17 protein-coding genes and 1 pseudogene are annotated in these 18,034 nt (G+C 62.0%); 14 read left to right on the forward strand and 4 right to left on the reverse strand.

The features are described from left to right. Positions 1–18 precede the first annotated feature (18 nt). From EFD56_RS19920 to EFD56_RS19940, 5 genes are all read left to right on the forward strand, one after another. On the forward strand, positions 19–1,272 hold the full coding sequence (locus EFD56_RS19920; RefSeq protein ID WP_126906050.1) for an ABC transporter substrate-binding protein: 1,254 nt from the start codon (positions 19–21) through the stop codon (positions 1,270–1,272). Between the two features lie 191 nt (positions 1,273–1,463). Next, entirely contained in the window at positions 1,464–2,363 is a 900-nt protein-coding gene (locus EFD56_RS19925) for a carbohydrate ABC transporter permease (protein WP_037147108.1), read from the forward strand. Positions 2,364–2,416: 53 nt separating this feature from the next. After that, the gene (locus EFD56_RS19930; protein WP_210256191.1) at positions 2,417–3,244 is read left to right on the forward strand and encodes a carbohydrate ABC transporter permease; all 828 of its coding nucleotides are present in this window, start codon (positions 2,417–2,419) and stop codon (positions 3,242–3,244) included. Between the two features lie 30 nt (positions 3,245–3,274). After that, positions 3,275–4,795 carry a DUF5060 domain-containing protein gene (locus tag EFD56_RS19935; protein ID WP_037147104.1) on the forward strand — a complete coding sequence of 507 codons (1,521 nt, stop codon included), beginning with the start codon at positions 3,275–3,277 and terminating at the stop codon, positions 4,793–4,795. A 4-nt stretch (positions 4,796–4,799) separates the two neighbouring features. Next, the gene (locus tag EFD56_RS19940) at positions 4,800–5,870 is read left to right on the forward strand and encodes an ABC transporter ATP-binding protein (protein WP_004678758.1); all 1,071 of its coding nucleotides are present in this window, start codon (positions 4,800–4,802) and stop codon (positions 5,868–5,870) included. Positions 5,871–5,933: 63 nt separating this feature from the next. Here EFD56_RS19940 and EFD56_RS33190 read toward each other — a convergent pair. After that, positions 5,934–6,145, reverse strand: a pseudogene (locus EFD56_RS33190) (cysteine hydrolase family protein); the annotation flags it as partial. After that, positions 6,146–6,355 (reverse strand): adenylate kinase family protein, encoded by a 210-nt coding sequence (locus tag EFD56_RS33195; protein WP_051679618.1) that lies wholly within the window; start codon positions 6,353–6,355, stop codon positions 6,146–6,148. It abuts the pseudogene before it with no gap. Positions 6,356–6,504: 149 nt separating this feature from the next. On the opposite strand from EFD56_RS33195, the gene EFD56_RS33200 reads away from it, so the two are divergent. Then, a complete protein-coding gene (locus EFD56_RS33200; protein WP_037147100.1) occupies positions 6,505–6,693 on the forward strand; it encodes a hypothetical protein in 189 nt (62 codons plus the stop codon). Positions 6,694–6,756: 63 nt separating this feature from the next. Here EFD56_RS33200 and EFD56_RS19955 read toward each other — a convergent pair whose 3' ends face one another. Beyond that, positions 6,757–7,209 (reverse strand): hypothetical protein, encoded by a 453-nt coding sequence (locus tag EFD56_RS19955; RefSeq protein WP_225882730.1) that lies wholly within the window; start codon positions 7,207–7,209, stop codon positions 6,757–6,759. A 231-nt stretch (positions 7,210–7,440) separates the two neighbouring features. Here EFD56_RS19955 and EFD56_RS19960 point away from each other — a divergent pair, with 231 nt between their 5' ends. Then, positions 7,441–8,580: an ROK family transcriptional regulator gene (locus tag EFD56_RS19960; protein WP_037147093.1), complete on the forward strand. Its 1,140-nt coding sequence runs from the start codon at positions 7,441–7,443 to the stop codon at positions 8,578–8,580. Here the strand turns inward: EFD56_RS19960 and EFD56_RS19965 are convergent. Next, positions 8,577–9,623, reverse strand: a complete 1,047-nt coding sequence (locus tag EFD56_RS19965) for a Gfo/Idh/MocA family protein (protein WP_037147245.1) — start codon at positions 9,621–9,623, stop codon at positions 8,577–8,579. The genes EFD56_RS19960 and EFD56_RS19965 overlap by 4 nt on opposite strands. A gap of 359 nt (positions 9,624–9,982) precedes the next feature. On the opposite strand from EFD56_RS19965, the gene EFD56_RS19970 reads away from it, so the two are divergent. The 7 genes from EFD56_RS19970 (at position 9,983) to repA (ending at position 17,979) form a co-directional block, all read left to right on the forward strand. Further along, positions 9,983–11,281, forward strand: a complete 1,299-nt coding sequence (locus EFD56_RS19970; protein WP_126906051.1) for an extracellular solute-binding protein — start codon at positions 9,983–9,985, stop codon at positions 11,279–11,281. Positions 11,282–11,519: 238 nt separating this feature from the next. Then, positions 11,520–12,449: a carbohydrate ABC transporter permease gene (locus EFD56_RS19975; RefSeq protein ID WP_004678775.1), complete on the forward strand. Its 930-nt coding sequence runs from the start codon at positions 11,520–11,522 to the stop codon at positions 12,447–12,449. Continuing rightward, the gene (locus tag EFD56_RS19980) at positions 12,446–13,288 is read left to right on the forward strand and encodes a carbohydrate ABC transporter permease (RefSeq protein WP_126906052.1); all 843 of its coding nucleotides are present in this window, start codon (positions 12,446–12,448) and stop codon (positions 13,286–13,288) included. Before EFD56_RS19975 ends, EFD56_RS19980 begins: the two co-directional genes overlap by 4 nt. 40 nt (positions 13,289–13,328) lie before the next feature. Next, positions 13,329–14,567 (forward strand): ROK family transcriptional regulator, encoded by a 1,239-nt coding sequence (locus tag EFD56_RS19985; protein WP_012490396.1) that lies wholly within the window; start codon positions 13,329–13,331, stop codon positions 14,565–14,567. Positions 14,568–14,594: 27 nt separating this feature from the next. Further along, entirely contained in the window at positions 14,595–15,449 is an 855-nt protein-coding gene (locus EFD56_RS19990; RefSeq protein ID WP_041684158.1) for a sugar phosphate isomerase/epimerase family protein, read from the forward strand. Between the two features lie 22 nt (positions 15,450–15,471). Further along, a complete protein-coding gene (locus EFD56_RS19995; protein WP_004676952.1) occupies positions 15,472–16,533 on the forward strand; it encodes an ABC transporter ATP-binding protein in 1,062 nt (353 codons plus the stop codon). 237 nt (positions 16,534–16,770) lie between these two features. Next, positions 16,771–17,979: a plasmid partitioning protein RepA gene (gene repA, locus EFD56_RS20000; protein WP_012490398.1), complete on the forward strand. Its 1,209-nt coding sequence runs from the start codon at positions 16,771–16,773 to the stop codon at positions 17,977–17,979. Positions 17,980–18,034 lie beyond the last annotated feature (55 nt).

Genomic DNA, 18,034 nt, shown 5'->3' on the forward strand with positions numbered 1-18,034 from the left:
ATCAAGAGGAGGACGGTAATGCTGACCCTATCCGCGAAATTGAAGACGGCGAGCATCGTCGCGATCGCCGTGGCGTCTTTCGCCGCGACGCCGGTTCTTGCCGAAGACATCACGCTCTGGACCCTCAACTTCGACAACAATGCCGCCAATACGGCTCTGAAGAAGGTGGCATCCGATTTCGAAGCGGCGAACCCGGGTACGCATGTCGAGATCGTCCAGCGCGCCGTCGACGAGCACAAGACGGCGCTGCGCGTCGCGGCCGGCTCCGACAAGGGCCCCGACATCTACTTCAGCTGGGCGGGCCTCGGCCTTGGCGGCGAATTTGTGAAGGCCGGTCTCTCCCTGCCCCTCGACAAGTATTACACCGAATATAAGTGGAGCGACGAACTGCTGCCGTCCGCAGCCGCCTTCGCCGATCTCTATCCCGGCGGCAAGCACGGCGTTCCCTTCACATTCAAGGGCGAAGCCGTCTATTACAGCAAGAAGCTGTTCGAACAGGCCGGCATCACCGAAGAGCCGAAGACCTATGACGAGCTTCTCGCCGCCGCCGAGAAGCTGAAGGCTGCCGGCATTCCCGCCTTCACCTTCGGCGGCACGGTCAACTGGCACGTCATGCGCCTGATGGACGTCATCCTCGAAACCAAGTGCGGCGCCGAGAAGCACGACGCGCTGAAGGCGATGACGTTGGACTGGACCAAGGAGCCCTGCGCGACGGACGCCTTCGCCGAATTCGCCAAGTGGACCAAGGACTACACGCTGCAGCCCTTCATGGGCATCGACAACAAGCAGTCCTACAGCCTCTTTACCGCAGGCCGCGCGGCGATGATGCTCGAAGGCGACTGGCTGGTCAGTCAGCTCAACGGCTCCGGCGCCAACCTCGACGATTACGGCATCTTCCCCTTCCCGACCAATACCGAACGTCTCTATGGCTTCGCCGAGTACAATTACATCAGCACCAAGAGCAAGAATCCCGACATCGCCGCCAAGTTCCTCGACTATTTCCTGTCGACGAAGGTGCAGCAGGATCTGCTCGGCCAGCTGAGCTCGACCTCCGTCAACAAGAACGTCCAATATGCCAACCAGAAGCCGCTCGAGGCGGAATGGCTGGGCATCTTCCAGAAATACGGCAAGGTCTACATGAACGGCGACCAGGCTTTCCCGCTCGATGTCACGACGGAATATTTCCGCGTCATCAACGACGTCGCCTCCGGCAACACCGAGCCGGCCGAGGCGGCCAAGCAGTTGCAGACCTTCATCGCCAGCAGAACCTGATTCCTCCCAAGCGCCGGCCGATCGACCATGTTGATCGGTTGGCACCTTCTTTCGCGAGCTGGCTGCAAAGGCCCTGCCAGCGCATCGGCGCAAAAATCGGAATCGATTTTCGGAAAGCACGATGCGCAGATTCAAAGCGCTACAGCGTCCTTCGTGCGTCTGAAGGACGCGCGGCGCTGTAGGAGGAAAGCATGTCACTTCGACAATCGACGCATGATCCGCGCATGCAGGCGGCCATCCTGCTGGTGCCGGCGCTGGCGATCTACGCGGTCTTCGCGCTCTACCCGATGCTCAACGTCGTCATCCTGAGCTTCCAGAAGTGGAACGGGCTCGATGCCAACCGGCAGTTCGTGGGCATGGCCAATTATTCGGCGATCTTCACCCGCGATCCGGTCTTTTGGGTCGCCTTCCGCAACACCGTGATCTGGACCCTGATGAGCCTGATCTTCCCGCCTCTGGTCGGCCTGTTGCTGGCGCTCAGCCTCAACCAGAAGATCTTCGGTCGCAACGGGTTGCGGGCGATCTTCTACCTGCCGGTCATCATTGCGCCGATCGCCGTCGCCACCATGTGGAAGTGGATGTACGATCCCTTCTTCGGCCTGTTCGCCCAGCTGCTGACCTCCTGGGGCATGCAGGGCTGGATCAAGGACTGGCTCGGCAACAAGGATATCGCGCTTTACTCCGTCTTCGTCGCCTATCTCTGGCAGACGGTCGGCTTCTCCATGGTGCTGTTCCTCGCCGGCCTGCAGAACGTCTCGCAGACGCTGGTCGAGGCGGCGCGCATCGACGGCGCCGGCCGCTGGGCCGTGTTCAAGCATGTGACGCTGCCGGCGCTTCGTCCGACGATCACCATCGTCCTCGTTCTTTCCGTCATCTCGTCGCTGAAGGCCTTCGACATCGTCTATGGCCTGACCGGCGGCGGCCCTGCCCAGTCCACCCAGATGCTGGCGCTCTGGGCCTTCACCCAGGCCATGCAGATCTTCGATTTCGGCCGGGGCGCGGCAATCTCCGTCGTCCTGCTGCTGATCACCATGGCCGTCGTCATCCCCTATCTGAGATGGACCCAGAGGCATGAGGAGGTCGAATCGTGACAGCAGTGCCGAGCGATACCGCCGCCGTGCATGCCGATGTCCAGCCGTCGTCGATGAAGCGCGACCCCGTCCTGATCGGTCTCTGGATCGCGCTCGTTCTCGTGGCGCTTATCTGGGTGGCGCCCTTCATCTTCATCGTCTTCACCTCGCTGAAGACGCCGGCGGCGGTGACGAGCACGGGTGCCTTCATGCCGCCGACCGAGCTTGCCTATGACAATTACAGCGCTGCCTGGAGCCGCGGCAATTTCGCGAACTCCTTCTTCAACAGCGTCATCATCACCGTCATCAAGGTGCCGCTCGGCCTGTTCCTCTCGGCCATGGCCGCCTATGCGCTGGCCAAGATCAAGCTGAAGATCTCGAAGGCGCTGCTGCTTCTCGTCGTCTTCGGCACGATGATCCCCTTCCAGGTGATGCTGGCGCCGCTCTTCACGCTGGTCAATTCCTTCGGGCTGATCGACACCTATCCCGGCGTCATCCTGCCCTACATCGCCTTCGGCGTGCCCTACCAGGTCTTCATCCTGCACGGCTTCTTCAGGAGCATTCCGAAGGAGCTTTCGGAAGCGGCGCTCATCGATGGCGCAAGCCATTTCACCATCTTTCGCAGGATCTTCCTGCCGGTCTGCCTGCCGGTGCTCGCCGCGCTGCTCATCCTCGATTTCGTCTCCACCTGGAACGAATTCGCCATGGCGCTGGTGCTGCTGCAGGACCAGCACATGTGGACCCTGCCGCTCGGCCTGATGTCGTTCCAGGGTCAGTTTTCCAGCAATTACGGCCAGCTCAACGCCGCGATCGTCATGACCGTGCTTCCGGCGACGATCGTCTATCTCATGTTCCAGCGCTACTTCGTCTCCGGCCTCACCTCCGGCGCCGTCAAGGGCTGATCGCGAAATCACTTTACGAGGAGAGACAGAATGTCCGATGCAGCAGTCGAAAAATGGGGCGTGTTCGAGGCCGCCTTCGAAGGGCCGGCCGGCGGCAATCCCTATCTCGACGTGGCATTCGATGCCGTCTTCACCCATAAGAGCCGCGAAGTGCGCGTGCCCGGTTTCTACGACGGCAACGGCACCTACCGCATCCGCTTCATGCCCGACAGCGAAGGCGAGTGGTCGTTCAAGACGCGCTCCAAGACCGCAGCCCTCGACGGCAAGACCGGCGCCTTGATCACGACCGCCCCTTCATCAGGCAATCACGGCCCGGTGCGGGTGCGCAACAAATTCCACTTCGCCTATGCCGACGGCACGCCGTTCCTCTCCTTCGGAACGACCTGCTACGCCTGGACGCACCAGCCACTCGAGATGCAGAGGCAGACGCTGGAGACGCTGAAGAAGGCCCGCTTCAACAAGATGCGCATGGGCGTTTTTCCGAAGGATTATCCCTATAACGTCAACGAGCCGCTGCATGCCAGCTTCGAGCAGGGCGCGGACGGCAGGCAAGATTTCGACCGCCCGAACCCCGCCGCTTTCCGGCATTTCGAGCAACAGGTCGCGGCGCTCTGCGCCCTCGGCATCGAAGCCGATATCATCATCTTCCATCCCTATGACCGCTGGGGCTATGCCGACATGTCGGCGGCGCAGGATTTCCGCTATGTCGAATATCTCGCCGCGCGACTTGCCGCTTACCGGAACGTCTGGTGGTCGCTCGCCAACGAATATGATTTCCTGATCGACACCAAGCCGATGGAGCAATGGGACCGCTATTTCCACATTCTGGAGGAAAACGATCCCTACCAGCACCTGCGCTCCATCCATAATGGCGACGTGACGGCCAATTTCGATCACCGCAAGCCGTGGGTCACGCATACCTGCATTCAGAACCCCGACGTCAAGCGCACCCAGGAATGGCGCAACGCCTATGGCAAACCCGTCATCAACGACGAGCCCGAATATGAGGGCGACATCCTGCAGTCCTGGGGCAATCTCCATGCCGGGGAACTCGTGCACCGCTTCTGGATCACCATGGCCCGCGGCGGCTATGCCGGCCATGGCGAGACCTATTCCCATCCAGAGGATCTGATCTGGTGGGCCAAGGGCGGGGAACTCCGCGGCGAGGCGTGGAAACGGATCGGCTTCCTGCGCGATCTGCTGGAGGCGGACGTCAAGCACGGCCTCGAGCCGCTCGGCGTCATCGGTGAATGGCCCTGGTCGCGCGTATCCGGCGCGCGTGACGGCGATGGGGATTTCCGCCTGATCTATTTCGGCGAGCATCAGCCTGTCGTCTGGTCCACCGGCCTGCCGGTCGATGGCGACGATTACGATGTCGATATCATCGACACCTGGGAGATGACGATCACCCCGGCCGAGAAGGTGGCGGCACCCGTTCCGCATCCGACGCGCCACGGCTCGGTCGTGCGCGGCGGCAAGCCGGACGCCGCCTTCGGCGTCAAGATCCCGCGCAAGCCGTTCCAGGCGCTGCGCGTGCGCAGGAAAGGATAGATCCATGTCCGGCTTGAGCATCAGAAACGTCAAGAAATCCTTCGGCCCGGTCGATATCATCCACGGCGTCGACGTCGAGATCGCCGATGGCGAATTCACCATTCTCGTCGGCCCCTCCGGCTGCGGAAAATCGACCTTGCTGCGCATGATCGCCGGCCTCGAAGACATCACCGGCGGCGAGATCAGCATCGACGGGCGGGTGGTGAACAATCTGCAGCCGAAGGATCGCGACATCGCGATGGTCTTCCAGAACTATGCGCTCTATCCGCAGATGACGGTTTCCCAGAATATGGGATTTGCGCTGGAGCTTGCCGGCGCTAAGCGGCCCGAGATCGAGAAGAAGGTCGGCGAGGCCGCCGCCATTCTCGGCCTGCAGCCGCTGCTCGACCGCAAGCCGGCGCAGCTTTCCGGCGGCCAGCGCCAGCGCGTCGCCATGGGCCGCGCCATCGTCCGCGATCCGAAGGTCTTCCTCTTCGACGAGCCGCTCTCCAACCTCGATGCGAAGCTGCGGGTGAAGATGCGCGCCGAGATCAAGGCGCTGCACCAGCGCCTGAAGACCACGATCGTCTACGTTACCCACGACCAGATCGAGGCCATGACCATGGCCGACAAGATCGTCGTGCTGCATGGCGGCCGCGTCGAGCAGATCGGCAGCCCGCTGGAGCTTTACGACAAGCCGCGCAACATCTTCGTCGCCGGCTTCCTCGGCTCCCCGGCCATGAATTTCCTCGAAGGGACGATCTCCGATGCCGGCAGCCCGGCGCTGGCGCTGAACGGCGGTGCGCGCGTCAAGCTGTCTCGCGCGCCGGCCAGTTCCGCCAACCGGCCGCTGACGCTCGGCATCCGTCCCGAAGACATCGCCTTCGGCGGCGAGACCGGCGTCGATGCCGTGGTCAAGGTGGTCGAGCCCACGGGATCGGAAACCCATGTCGCGGTGGAAGTCGACGGCAGGGAACTGACCTGGGTGGTGCGCGAGCGTGTCGATCTCGCTCCCGAACAGCCGGTGAAGCTCTCCTTCGAAACGTCGAAGGTGCATTTCTTCGACCAGCAGACACAACAGCGGGTGAACTCGTGATCTGCGGTGCAGCAACTGAAGCATAGAGAACTTTCAGTCAGATGGTTTCATGCCGGGATCGGTTGCAGCGACCGTGAATTGAGGGAAATAGCTTCCGTCGCCGCCTCTCCGAGCAGGCATTCGCAACCGCGGTCATTTGCCTCGCGCATGGTCGTCTGGATACAGACCTCCGTCGTCACGCCGGGAAACACCAGTTGCGTGACGTCCCTCCGCTGCAGTGTTTCTCGGGGGGCATAGAAGGCGCCGCTACCGGGCTTTTCGATGACCACTTCGCCCTAGGTCGGGCTGGTGGCATCCATCGTTGCGTTCGCGCCCCCCCGGATATCTCTTTTCCTGGTAGCAAATTCCACCGGCCGGAATGTCAGCCCCGACAAGGCGCTTTCGGCCGAGAAGTTGTCGTCGCGATCGGGAGATCGCGCGGCAATTGCCTGAGCAAGTGTAGCCTTGCCGGAACCAGAGGCTCCAATCAATATCGCTGCGGGCATGGTGTCCTCCGCGGGGAAGCCGGCGCCGGGCCGTCAACGAATAACGGAATCTTGATCGGTCGCAACGGTTTACCGATCGCCGCGTCGGCCTATGTGCAGGGTGATCACGCTGAAGACGCTGGCGCTCAGCCAGCGATGGGGAGGGTGGGATGCTCCAGATTCGCAAATCATTGGCAGCCGCAGCAACCGTCGTCGCGGTTGTCGTGTCCTTGTCTTCGTGCACGACCAGCTCAACCGACTCGGTGCAAACCGGCTCGATTGGATACAGCAGCGTCGACTATGGACTCAGACCTGCCTGCCGGGACGGCTTCGGCAACGATCGCCCCTGCAGCTACTAAATCGTAGAGCCGGTCGGAGCGACATCAGGAGATGAGCCGCCGGAAGCAGATATTCATCCCGCTTCAGCGTTGTCGTGAGCGTTCAAAGTAGCGATTCACGACGTCCTTGACTTCGCTTGAACGGAACCCCGGAACCCATCTGTGCGGTATCGCGACGGTCCTTTCAAGAGGTTGCCGCTTGCGCAGCACTTCAAGTATCTCCGGATCAGCCTCTTTCCGTACAGTTAGATAAATGAATCCCGCCCACCGGGCCTCTGGGATATCAACACGTTCGATCATCTGCCAAGGGATGAGCTTCGGCAGCCGTTGGCCAGCGATGCCGTCGGGCCCGATCACCATTGTGGGCTTCGTGAAGTCCACCTGCCGAGCCTTTACCGCGACATAGACGATGAGGGCGAGGAACAGGATCGCGAACAGGGCCTCTCCGACACCGCTCGTACGGGTGTGCATTTCGATCTGCCCAAGGGCGATAAGTAGGAGGTAGACGGAACAGAGTGCCATGACGCCAAGGATCATGAAGAGGTGTCTCACACTCCCTCGCAAGACGAGAATTGGTTGGGTGGCGTTTGCGTCACGATCAGTGGCGGGAGAATGTTCATCAGTCATCGGTTGAATTCAACGCTCCACGCAAGTAATTCCGATACTGTGTAGAGCCGCGGCCCTTCGTTACAACCATCTACCGGAAAATCGTTACGAACACCTGCAAGCGTGATACACAACCGAGGTAGTGCTCTAGGAAAGGCGGTCATGCGGTATCTTCGGTCAGGGCCGCGTCGGCTTCACACCCAGGAGATGGGCGGTCCGCGCGCCAAAACGGTGGGGCTCAGGTCAGGCGAGATCGCCGACCGGAATATTCGCGTCATCCTGGAAGCGATCCGCCGGCATGGGCCGCTGACGCGCACCGAGCTTGGGCGACATAGCGGGCTGACCGGCCCCGGCATCACCAATATTCTGCGGCGGCTGGCGGAGGAGAAGCTCGTCACCTCGAACCGCCGCAACGGGCTCGGCGGCGGCGCCACGGCGACGGAATTCGCGTTGCGGCCAGAAGGCGCCTTTTCGGTCGGGGTCAAGCTTCGCGAGCGGCGTGGCGAGATCGTGCTCGTCGATCTGAGCGGCCAGGTGCATGAGCGGGCCTATTTCGAGGTGGAGCCGGCGAACAAGGTCGGGCTTGTGCATGCGGCCGTCCGCGACATGGTCGATCGGCATGCCGCCAGGCCGGTCATCGGGCTTGGCATCGCCACCAACGACTGGACGGAGGACGAGAGCGACGCGATCGCCGCGATGTCGACGATCGCGCGCCCCTATGTCGAGAACGAATGCACCGCGGGTCTTCTTGCCGAGCGCACGATCGGCAGCGCCCTGCCGGAGGGTGGGCTCGCGATGATCGTCATCGATGACGACGTGCAGGCGGGCTTCCTCATCCGCGGCGCTCCCTATTCCGGCGTGCACGGGAGGGCGGGCAGCATCGGCGAAATGCTTACCGGGCCCGACAATGTTCGGCTCAACACCGTCGTCGGTTTCGGATCGCTGCGGGCGCGCATCGGCGACGAAGATTTCGCCCGGCTGCTGAACGGCGAGGAATTCTCCTGTCCCCTGCTGTCGCAATGGATCCGCGAGGCGGCCGGCCATCTTCTCGATCCGATCATCGCCATGGCCGGCTTCTTCGCCCCGAGCACCGTCATGATCGGCGGAGACCTGCCGCAAAGCGTGATCGAGGCGCTGATCCACCAGCTTTCCATCGAGCGGCGCGATACCGCGACGCGGCCAATCATCACGCCATGGATTTCGCCGATGCGGCCCGCCAGCTTCAGCGGCGGCGGCGTAGCGCTCGGCGCGGCGCTGCTGCCCTTCCTCAACACGCTGCTGCTGCCGCCGGCATCGGCTTAAGTGAGCGCTTCGTCTTTGTGACTGAGGTCGGAGGCGAGTGCCTTATCGAGCACCTTCTGGATATTCGCCGCGCGGCGGAACGACGGCTCCTGGGTTTTGCCCGCCCGCACCGCCTGGACGAAACGCTGGTAATTGGTCTCGACGGGATCGAAGGGCACGTCGCGCCAGGTCGCCGTGTGGACGTCTTCGCCGAGGCAGGCGCGCAGCGTCGATTTGCCGGTATCGTAGATCATCTCGACCGAGCCGGTTTCGCCGTAGACCCTGAGGCGCAGCTGATCCATCTGGCCGGCGGCGGTGCGTGTCGCCTGGATCGTGCCGATCGCGCCATTGGTGAAATCGACATTCATGGTGAAACTGTCATTGGCATCGAGATCATACTCGCCGATCTTGTGGTCGGGCGCCTTGTCGAAGGTCTTCAGCCGGGCGAAGACGTGGGCGACGTCGAGGCCGGAGCCATAAGAGGCGAAATCGACGATGTGGATGCCGATATCGCCGAGCGCGCCGTTCGAGCCGTGCTTCTTGCTCAGCCGCCACAGCCATTTGCTTTCGCTCTTCCAGTCGCCCCAGTGCCGGCCGACCAGCCAGCTCTGCAGATGCGACGCCTCGACATGGCGCACAGCGCCGATCTCGCCGGCGAGCACCATCTGCCGGCCCTTCTGCAGCGCCGGCGAGTTGCGGTAGGTGAAATTGACCATGCCCACCTTGCCTGCCCGCTCGATCGCCTCGGTCATCTCCATGGCCTTCGCCGCATCGGTGGCGAGCGGCTTTTCGCAGAAGACATGCTTGCCGGCGGCGATCGCCTGCAGCGTCGTCGGGTGGTGGATGCTGTCGGGCGTGACATTGGCGACCGCATCGAACTCGCCCCAGGCAAGCGCATCCTCGAGCGAGAGGAAATGATTGGCGATGCCGTGTTCGGTGCAGAAGGCCGCGAGCCGCTCCGGAACGACATCGACGCCGCCGACGACGCTGACGCCTTCGATCGCCTTGAAGCGTGCGGCATGCTGATTGGCCATGCCGCCGGTGCCGAGAATGAGTAGACGCATCTTATCCTCCATGGGCTGACTTCCGGCTGCGCCGCAGCCGGGCAAAAACCAGACCGGGCCATCGCGACCATCGCGATTGCCTCATGGCCTTCTTCAGGAAAATTGCGAGAGCAGATATACCGCGGGCCTGAAAGGCGCGCCCCGTCACTTTAATTGGCGCATGCCCCCTTCCGAAAATCAGGGCGCGCGCTAGCTGCTGTTGAATGTCGCCAGCATCTCAACCTCCCAGGCTTTCGCCTCCCAAAGCTGTGGCTTGACATCAAATCAAAGTAACTTAATCTAATTAATGCAGCACGGAAATGAGGAGAGGTCAACCGACCGCCAGGCTGTATTCGTTCAAAATGGGGAGGAGACCCATCATGAAGAGCGCCACCGTCAGCGCATTGACGCTGAGCACTGTCTTATTTTCAGCATCCGCCATTTTTGCCCAGGAACTTGCCACCAAAGACCGGATCGGCCTTGCCGATGCGCCGAAAACCCTCGTCGTCCGCCTGACGAACGACAGCCCGAACAATTCCGATCCCGCGATCGCCGAGGGCTATCAGAAGATCTTCGTCGATTTCATCAAGAAGCACCCGGACTGGAAGCTGCAGATGCAGTTCATGTCCTCCGACATCGGCACCGAACAGGCCAAGATGCTGGAGCAGGCCAAGGCCGGCAATGCGCCCGATTGCGCCGCTGTCGACTCCTTCGTGCTTTCGCAGTTCATGGTCAACCACGTGCTGGCCGATTTCACGCCCTATTTCTCCAAGGAAGAAGTGGACGATCTCTTCCCCTTCATCCGCGCCGGCATCACCGACAAGGACAAGACCATCCGCGCCTGGTGGTGGGATACTGACCTTCGCGTGCTCTACCGCAACAAGTCGATTGTATCAGATGCGCCTGCGACCTGGGACGACCTGAAGAAGGCCGCGATTGCCTCCACCAAGGAAGGCATGGAAGGCGTGCTCTTCAATGGCGGGCGCTGGGAAGGCACGACCTTCGACTGGCTCGCCAACTACTGGGCACTCGGCGGCAAGCTCGTCGACGACAGCGGCAAGCCGGTGTTCGGCGAAGGCGAGAACAAGGAGAAATTCCTCAAGGCGCTTAACTACTTCAAGGATCTCGTCGATTCCGGCGCAGCTCCCAAGCGCGTCAGCACCATTGCCAACTACGACGACATGAACGCTGCGGCCGCGGCCGGGACTACAGCGCTCTTCATCGGCGGCAACTGGCAATATGCACAGCTGAAGGCCACTCTCGACGAGGACGAATTCAAGAACTGGACCTTCTCGCCGATCCCCGGCCCCTCCGCCGACCAGCGCTCGACCGGCACCGGCGGGTGGACAATCGCCTCCTTCAGCAAGGACAAGGACAAGATCGAGATGTGCGCCAATCTGGCGCGTGACGTCTATATGGGCCCGGGCAACGCGCTGCAGCAGCAGCTGCCGACGAGGAAGTCGCTCTTCGACAAATACGAGGTCTTCTCGACGGAAGCCAACAAGACCTTCGCCAACGCCCTGGTCGACGGCCAGGCCCGCCCCGGCGTGCCGATCTATCCTGAAATATCGAACCAGATCCAGATCATGATGGGCGACGTGCTCTCGGGCACGAAGAAACCGGAAGAAGCCCTGGATGCCGCATTCAGCGCGGCGATCGAGGCCTACAAGCGGCTGTGATGCTGCGTCGCTAGGCAGCCCCTCATCCGGCTGCCGCCACCTTCTCCCCGTTGTGACGGGGAGAAGGGGACAAGCCGCAAGCTCCCCGTTTCCATCTACCCCTCGCAGGGCACGTCCCCTCTCCCCGCGAGCGGAGAGAGGTTAGGGTGAGGGGCAGCGGCGATCTCCAACGCTTCAGACAGCGGCGGCGCCTGCCTGCGGGCGTCGCCGGCTTTGCCAAATCAGGACAGGGAAGCCAATGAGCCCAATTGCCATCGAGGCCGACAGCCCGCCTCAAAGCAGAACGTTCATGCGCCGTTTCGCCGGCGCTCCCCTGCCCTGGATCATGCCCGTGATCATCGTCATCGGCATATTCTACCTTTATCCCGTCATCGATGTTTTCCGGCTTTCCTTCACCAATGCGACGCTGATCGGTGAAAATCAGGACTATACGCTCGGCTCGATCACCAATGCATTGAGCTCGCCGCAGCTGCCCGACATTTTATGGGCCACCCTGATTTTCGTCGGCGGCAGCGTCATCGGCCAGCAGATCCTTGGACTTGCCGTCGCCGTCACCGTCATCCGCGGCGAAAAGCGCGGCCTGTTCGGCACCACGATCCTCCGGACGACGGCGCTCATTGCCTGGGTCGTTCCCGGCATTGCCGGCGGTATCATCTGGCAGATGCTGTTTTCCGAGGCGCCCTATGGCGCGCTGAACAGCATTCTCAGGCTCATGCACATGCCGACCGTTGCCTGGCTCTCCGATCCGGCGATGGCGCCCTGGTCGACGCTGATCTCCAACATCTGGCGCGGCACCGCCTTTTCGATGGTCGTCATGTATGCGGCGCTAAAGGCGATCGATCCATCGCTCTATGAAGCCGCCGAGGTCGACGGCGCGACCGCCTCGCAGCAGTTCTTCTTCGTTACGCTGCCGCAGCTGCGCGCCGCGATCCTCGTCAACATGATCCTGATTACCATCCAGACGGTGAACACCTTCGATGCGATCATCACGCTGACCGGCGGCGGGCCGGGCCGCGCGACCGAGGTGATCTCGCTCTACGTCTTCAACATCGTTTTCCGGAACTACGACCTGTCGGGCGGCAGCGTGCTCTCCGTGCTCATGCTGATCATCAGCCTCGGCCTTGCCTTCGTCTATGCGTCGTTCCTGCCGAAGGAAGAAGAGCAATGAGCGGACGCACTGGAACGCGGCTCGGCGATGCCTTCAGCTATCTCTTCATGCTGGTGATGTTCGTCTTCTTCGCCGGCCCCCTCACCTATCTCTTGTCGATGGCGCTGCGCGACAAGCGCGAGGTCTATCGCGGCGCGGCGCGTTATATTCCCGACAACCCCACCATCCAGAATTTCATCACCGTTCTCAACAACAGCTATTTTCCGATCTATCTCTGGAACGGGCTGAAGCTTGCCGCCTTGAGCGGGCTCGGGGTGCTGATCGTGGCACTGCCCGCGGCTTACGCTTTTTCTCGCTTCCAGTTCCGCGGCAAGGGCCTGTCGATGATGGGGCTGCTGCTCTTCCAGATGATCTCGCCGCTCGTCATCATGGTGCCGCTTTACCGCTACATGAACCGGCTCGGCCTGCTCGACACGCATTTTGCCGTCGTCATGGTCTATATCGCGCTCGGCGTTCCGCTGGCGACCTGGCTGCTGAAAAGCACGGTCGACGGTATTCCGCGCAGCCTCGACGAAGCCGCGATGATCGACGGCTGCAACCGCTACTCGGTCTTCTGGCGCATCATCCTGCCCTTGTCAGCGCCGGGCATCGCCTCGGTCTTCATCATCACCGTCATTGCCGGCTGGTCGCAATTCCTCGTGCCTTTCCTGCTGCTCACCAAAAATGACCTGATGCCGATCGGCGTCGGAATCTTTAACTTCCGCGGCATGCAGACCGACTCGTCCATCCAGCTACTGGCCGCCGCCTGCCTGATCTCGGTCGTTCCGGCGATCGTGGCCTTCCTGTCGCTCCAGAGGCTGATCCTCGGCGCGATGACCAGCGGCGCGGTGAAGGGATGAGGCCGGTCCTGCTTTTCTGGCGCGAGGAAGGATGTGACGTATGAACCAGATGCCCGGCGCAAAGCTCTCCCCCGATCTGACGGGCGCCAATGTCGAGGACGCCGGCGAACACAACAGGGCCGTCGTCCTGCGCTGCATCCATCGCCAGGCGCCGATTTCGCGCGCCGAAATCGCGCGGCGCACCGGCTTCACCAAACCGGCGATCGCCCGCATCGTCGACCGGCTGCTGGACGAGGGCCTGATCATGGAGGCCCGCCGCCGGCACGGGCTGCGGGGCCAGCCGGCAATCGAGCTCGAAATCAATCCCGACGCCTGTTTCGCGATCGGCATCAATATCGACCGCGACCATCTGACGATTCTGGCCGTCGATGCCGTCGGCAATGTGCGCGCCCGCGTGCATCACGAAAAGCGCTTCATCCTGCCTGGTGAATTCATGCAGCTGACTTCAGATGCGATCTCGCATTTCCAGCGCAGCCGGCTGATCGACGATGCGCGCCTTGCCGGCATCGGCCTTGCCGTGCCGGATTGGCTGGGTGAAATCTCGCTGCTCGGCAAGCCGGATGCCTATCAGGAATGGACGGAATTCGACGTGCGCGCCGCACTCGAGAACCTGACACAGCACCCCGTCTTCATCGAGAACGAGGCCAATGCGGCAGCCCTTGCCGAGCTCGATTACGGCCTCGGCGCTGAAAGCAGCAGCTTCTTCTATATCGCCGTCAATGCCTGCCCGGGCGGCGGCCTTGTGCTCGACGGCAACGGCCATCGCGGCGCCATGGGTCTCAGCGGCGAGATCGGCTGGCTGCCGATCGCCGACGGCCGCGACGGCAAGGGCCAGAAGGTCCAGCTTCTCGGCGAGATCTTCTCGCTGTTCTTCCTCTATGATTTCCTGGCCAAACACGGCATCAAGGTCGACATTCCCCAGGATCTGCTGACGCTCGACGCGCATGGCAAGCGTCTCGTTTCGCAATGGCTGAAGGAAATGAGTGCGCATCTGGCGGTCGCCGTCAAACATATCGCCATGATCGTCGATCCCGACGCCGTGCTCGTCGGCGGCCGGCTGCCGATCCGCATCGTCGACGAATTGCTGCGTTATGTGCACGAACATCTCGACGCCGAGGATACCAACCTGCCCTCGCTGCATCGCGCCTCGATCGGCGAGGACGCCTCGGCCATCGGCGCAGCGGCGATGCCGATGGCAGCCGCCCTCATGCTCGCATCGGCGGACGTGGCGCAACGCACCCGCTCGCCGCTGAAAAACATGGATCGCCTGAACGGCTGAAACGGGCAACAGGCCCGGGAGGATATGGTGAAGATCGGCTTCTATACCTCGACATTCAATGACCGCCCGCTGGAGGAAGTGGTGGACTTCGCCGCCTCGGCCGGTTTCGACGCCATCGAGATCGATGTCGGCGGCCATATCAAGACGCCGGACCGGGTGGCGGACGCCGTCGCGCTTGCGAGGCAGCGCAACCTCTTCGTCTCCTCTCTCACCTATTTCGGCAACCAGCTCGATGCCGACCGCGACAAACGCCGGGAGCTCCGGGCAAGGACGGCGGAATTCGCCCGGGCGATCGGCGAGACCGGCGTGCCGATCTTCGTGATCTTCCCCGGACGCGACGACAGCGCGGGCGAGGAGGCCAATTATGACGATTTCGCCGACTTCGCGAACGGGCTGATCGCCGAGACGCGATCCTCCGGCCTGACCTTCGCGATCGAGAACTGGCCGGGACCGAAAGACAATTTCGTCGGCACGACGCCGAAGGGATGGCAGGCGCTTTTCGCGAGGATCCCGGACCGCCGCTTCGGGCTGGAATTCGATCCCTCGCATCTCATCCGCATCGGCGTCGATCCCTATCGGGCGTTGGAGGCGGTGAAGGATCGCATCGCCATCCTGCACGCCAAGGACACGGCGATCGATCGCGAGGCGCTGCAGGCGCTCGGTTATCACAGCAGGGGCTGGTGGCAGTACAAACTGCCGGGGCTTGGCCTCCTCGACTGGCCGCGTTTCATCAGGCAGGCGCGCAGCCACGGTTTTAACGGCACGCTTTCGATCGAGCACGAGGATGCCGCCTATGGCTGGCCGGGCAAGGATCTGGCCGCCCGCAAAGAGGGCGAGCGCCTCGGCCTCGATTATCTCAAAAATGTCTTGAACGGACTTTGACGGCGAATTCGGGAGGAGTTTCATGGCCCATGTTTCGGTCAACAATGCGCGCAAGGATTACGGCGCATTCAAAGCCATCAAAGGCGTCTCGGTCGATATCGGTGATGGTGAATTCGTGGTGCTGGTCGGCCCCTCCGGCTGCGGGAAATCGACGCTGCTACGGATGATCGCCGGCCTCGAAGGCATCACCTCGGGCCAGATCCAGATCGGCAAGCACATCGTCAACGAGCTGGCGCCCAAGGATCGCGACATCGCGATGGTGTTCCAGAACTACGCGCTCTATCCCCATATGACGGTCGCCAAGAACATGGGCTTCTCGCTGCGGCTGAAGCGCATGCCGAGGTCGGAGATCGACCACCGGGTCGGCAACGCCGCCAAGATTCTCGGCCTCGAAAATCTCCTGGAGCGCTATCCGAAGCAATTGTCCGGCGGTCAGCGGCAACGCGTAGCGATGGGCCGCGCCATCGTGCGCGATCCCGCCGTCTTTCTCTTCGACGAACCCCTGTCGAACCTCGACGCCAAGCTGCGCGTGCAGATGCGCTCGGAAATCAAGGAGCTGCACCAGCGGCTGCAGACGACCACCATCTACGTCACCCACGACCAGATCGAGGCCATGACCATGGCCGACAAGATCGTCGTCATGAAGGACGGGTTGATCGAACAGTCCGGCTCGCCGCTCGAACTCTACGACCGGCCGAGCAATCTGTTCGTCGCGGGGTTCATCGGCTCGCCGGCGATGAATTTCATCAAGGGCAGCATGACCGAGGACGGCTTCCGCACTGAGGATGGCCTGCTGCTGCCGAGCGAGCGCCGCCCGCGCGACGCGGTTATCTACGGCATCCGTCCCGAACATATCAGTCTCGACCCCGACGGCATCGAGGTGACGACCATCGTTGTGGAGCCGACCGGCTCGGAAACGCTGGTCCTCGTCCGGCTGGGAGGGCAGACGCTCACCTGCGTCTTCCGCGAGCGGATCAGGGCCGCCCCCGGCGATGTCCTAAGGATCGCGCCGATCCACGATGCCGTACACCTTTTCGGCGCTGACGAGCAGCGCATTGCCACAGGTGAAGCGCTGTTGAGTTAAGCCCGCCGAATGCCCCTCCCCTTCGGCCGGGCGCCGCCGGGGGCGCGTTATAAGCGCCCCCGGCCCAACTCCCCGGCCTTTCCGGACATCATGCAGCACCGACCGAAATTTGAACGCGCAGCCAAAAGGTTAATATGCGTTAACCTTAAAATTCTTGGCCGGCATCAGAGAATCGCGGATAATAACGGTTAGACGGGCTTTTGAGCCCGAAAATCGTTATCCGAGAGATTGCCGCCGATGAACGCTAATTTGAATGCCTTGAAGGCAGCACCACTGCATTTCGAGGATCAGATTCTCGAACATGGCGACGTGATTTCAAAGAAGCTGCATCTGCTCAGCGTGCAGCGTTTTCCGCCGAATGCGAAGAAGACGCTGCGCAGCTTCTCGCTGGCGGAGGTCGCCAATTATGTCGGGGCGTCGCAGAGCACGCTGAAGAAGCTGCATCTCGAAGGCAAAGGCCCCTGCCCCAAGACCTCGCCTTCCGGGCGGCGCTCCTACGGCGCCGAGCAGATGCTGGAACTGAGGCGCTATCTCGATGCGCATGGCCGCTCCGAAAGTCGCATGTATGTGCCCCATCGCCGCGGCAATGAGAAACTGCAGGTCATCGCCGTCGTCAACTTCAAGGGCGGCTCCGGCAAGACGACGACGGCTGCCCATCTTGCCCAGCATCTGGCGCTGACCGGCCATCGCGTGCTCGCCGTCGATCTCGATCCGCAGGCCTCGCTCTCTTCCCTGCACGGCTTCCAGCCGGAATTCGACCAGGCCTCCTCGCTCTACGAGGCGATCCGCTACGACGGCGAGAAGAAGAAGCTCTCGGAAATCATCCACCAGACCAATTTTCCCGGCCTTGATATCGTGCCGGCCAATCTGGATCTGCAGGAATATGAATACGATACGCCGCTCGCCATGGCCGACAAATCGAGCAATGACGGCAAGACCTTCTTCACCCGCATCTCGCGTGCGCTCGCCGAGGTCGACGACCGCTACGACGTCGTCGTCATCGATTGCCCGCCGCAGCTCGGCTATCTCACGCTGACGGCGCTGACCGCGGCGACCAGCGTCTTGATCACCATCCATCCGCAGATGCTCGACGTCATGTCGATGGGCCAGTTCCTGCTGATGCTCGGCGGCATACTGAAGCCGATCCGGGCGGCCGGCGCCGAGGTGAACCTTTCCTGGTACCGCTATCTCATCACCCGCTACGAACCGACCGACGTGCCGCAGGCGCAGATGGTCGGCTTCATGTCGACCATGTTCCACGAATTCATGCTGAAGAACCAGATGGTCAAATCGACGGCGATTTCGGATGCCGGCATTACCAAGCAGACCCTTTACGAGGTCGAGCGCTCCTCGATGAACCGGGGAACCTATGACCGGGCGATCGAGGCGATGGACGCCGTCAATGCCGAGATCGCCGGCCTCATTCACCAAGCATGGGGACGGTGAGTTTGTCGGCTGACAAATTCGCCGTTTCCTTGAAGCAAATCAATGGAATGCCCGC

The organism is Rhizobium phaseoli (assembly GCF_003985125.1).
Taxonomy (GTDB): domain Bacteria; phylum Pseudomonadota; class Alphaproteobacteria; order Rhizobiales; family Rhizobiaceae; genus Rhizobium; species Rhizobium phaseoli.

Excerpts from the sequence above, each read along its gene's own strand:
- EFD56_RS19920 (WP_126906050.1), top strand. The coding sequence starts at position 19 with ATGCTGACCCTATCCGCGAAATTGAAGACGGCGAGCATCGTCGCGATC.
- EFD56_RS19925 (WP_037147108.1), top strand. The coding sequence starts at position 1,464 with ATGTCACTTCGACAATCGACGCATGATCCGCGCATGCAGGCGGCCATC.
- EFD56_RS19930 (WP_210256191.1), top strand. The coding sequence starts at position 2,417 with ATGAAGCGCGACCCCGTCCTGATCGGTCTCTGGATCGCGCTCGTTCTC.
- EFD56_RS19935 (WP_037147104.1), top strand. The coding sequence starts at position 3,275 with ATGTCCGATGCAGCAGTCGAAAAATGGGGCGTGTTCGAGGCCGCCTTC.
- EFD56_RS19940 (WP_004678758.1), top strand. The coding sequence starts at position 4,800 with ATGTCCGGCTTGAGCATCAGAAACGTCAAGAAATCCTTCGGCCCGGTC.
- EFD56_RS33195 (WP_051679618.1), bottom strand. The coding sequence starts at position 6,355 with ATGCCCGCAGCGATATTGATTGGAGCCTCTGGTTCCGGCAAGGCTACA.
- EFD56_RS33200 (WP_037147100.1), top strand. The coding sequence starts at position 6,505 with ATGCTCCAGATTCGCAAATCATTGGCAGCCGCAGCAACCGTCGTCGCG.
- EFD56_RS19955 (WP_225882730.1), bottom strand. The coding sequence starts at position 7,209 with ATGATCCTTGGCGTCATGGCACTCTGTTCCGTCTACCTCCTACTTATC.
- EFD56_RS19960 (WP_037147093.1), top strand. The coding sequence starts at position 7,441 with ATGCGGTATCTTCGGTCAGGGCCGCGTCGGCTTCACACCCAGGAGATG.
- EFD56_RS19965 (WP_037147245.1), bottom strand. The coding sequence starts at position 9,623 with ATGCGTCTACTCATTCTCGGCACCGGCGGCATGGCCAATCAGCATGCC.
- EFD56_RS19970 (WP_126906051.1), top strand. The coding sequence starts at position 9,983 with ATGAAGAGCGCCACCGTCAGCGCATTGACGCTGAGCACTGTCTTATTT.
- EFD56_RS19975 (WP_004678775.1), top strand. The coding sequence starts at position 11,520 with ATGAGCCCAATTGCCATCGAGGCCGACAGCCCGCCTCAAAGCAGAACG.
- EFD56_RS19980 (WP_126906052.1), top strand. The coding sequence starts at position 12,446 with ATGAGCGGACGCACTGGAACGCGGCTCGGCGATGCCTTCAGCTATCTC.
- EFD56_RS19985 (WP_012490396.1), top strand. The coding sequence starts at position 13,329 with ATGAACCAGATGCCCGGCGCAAAGCTCTCCCCCGATCTGACGGGCGCC.
- EFD56_RS19995 (WP_004676952.1), top strand. The coding sequence starts at position 15,472 with ATGGCCCATGTTTCGGTCAACAATGCGCGCAAGGATTACGGCGCATTC.
- repA (WP_012490398.1), top strand. The coding sequence starts at position 16,771 with ATGAACGCTAATTTGAATGCCTTGAAGGCAGCACCACTGCATTTCGAG.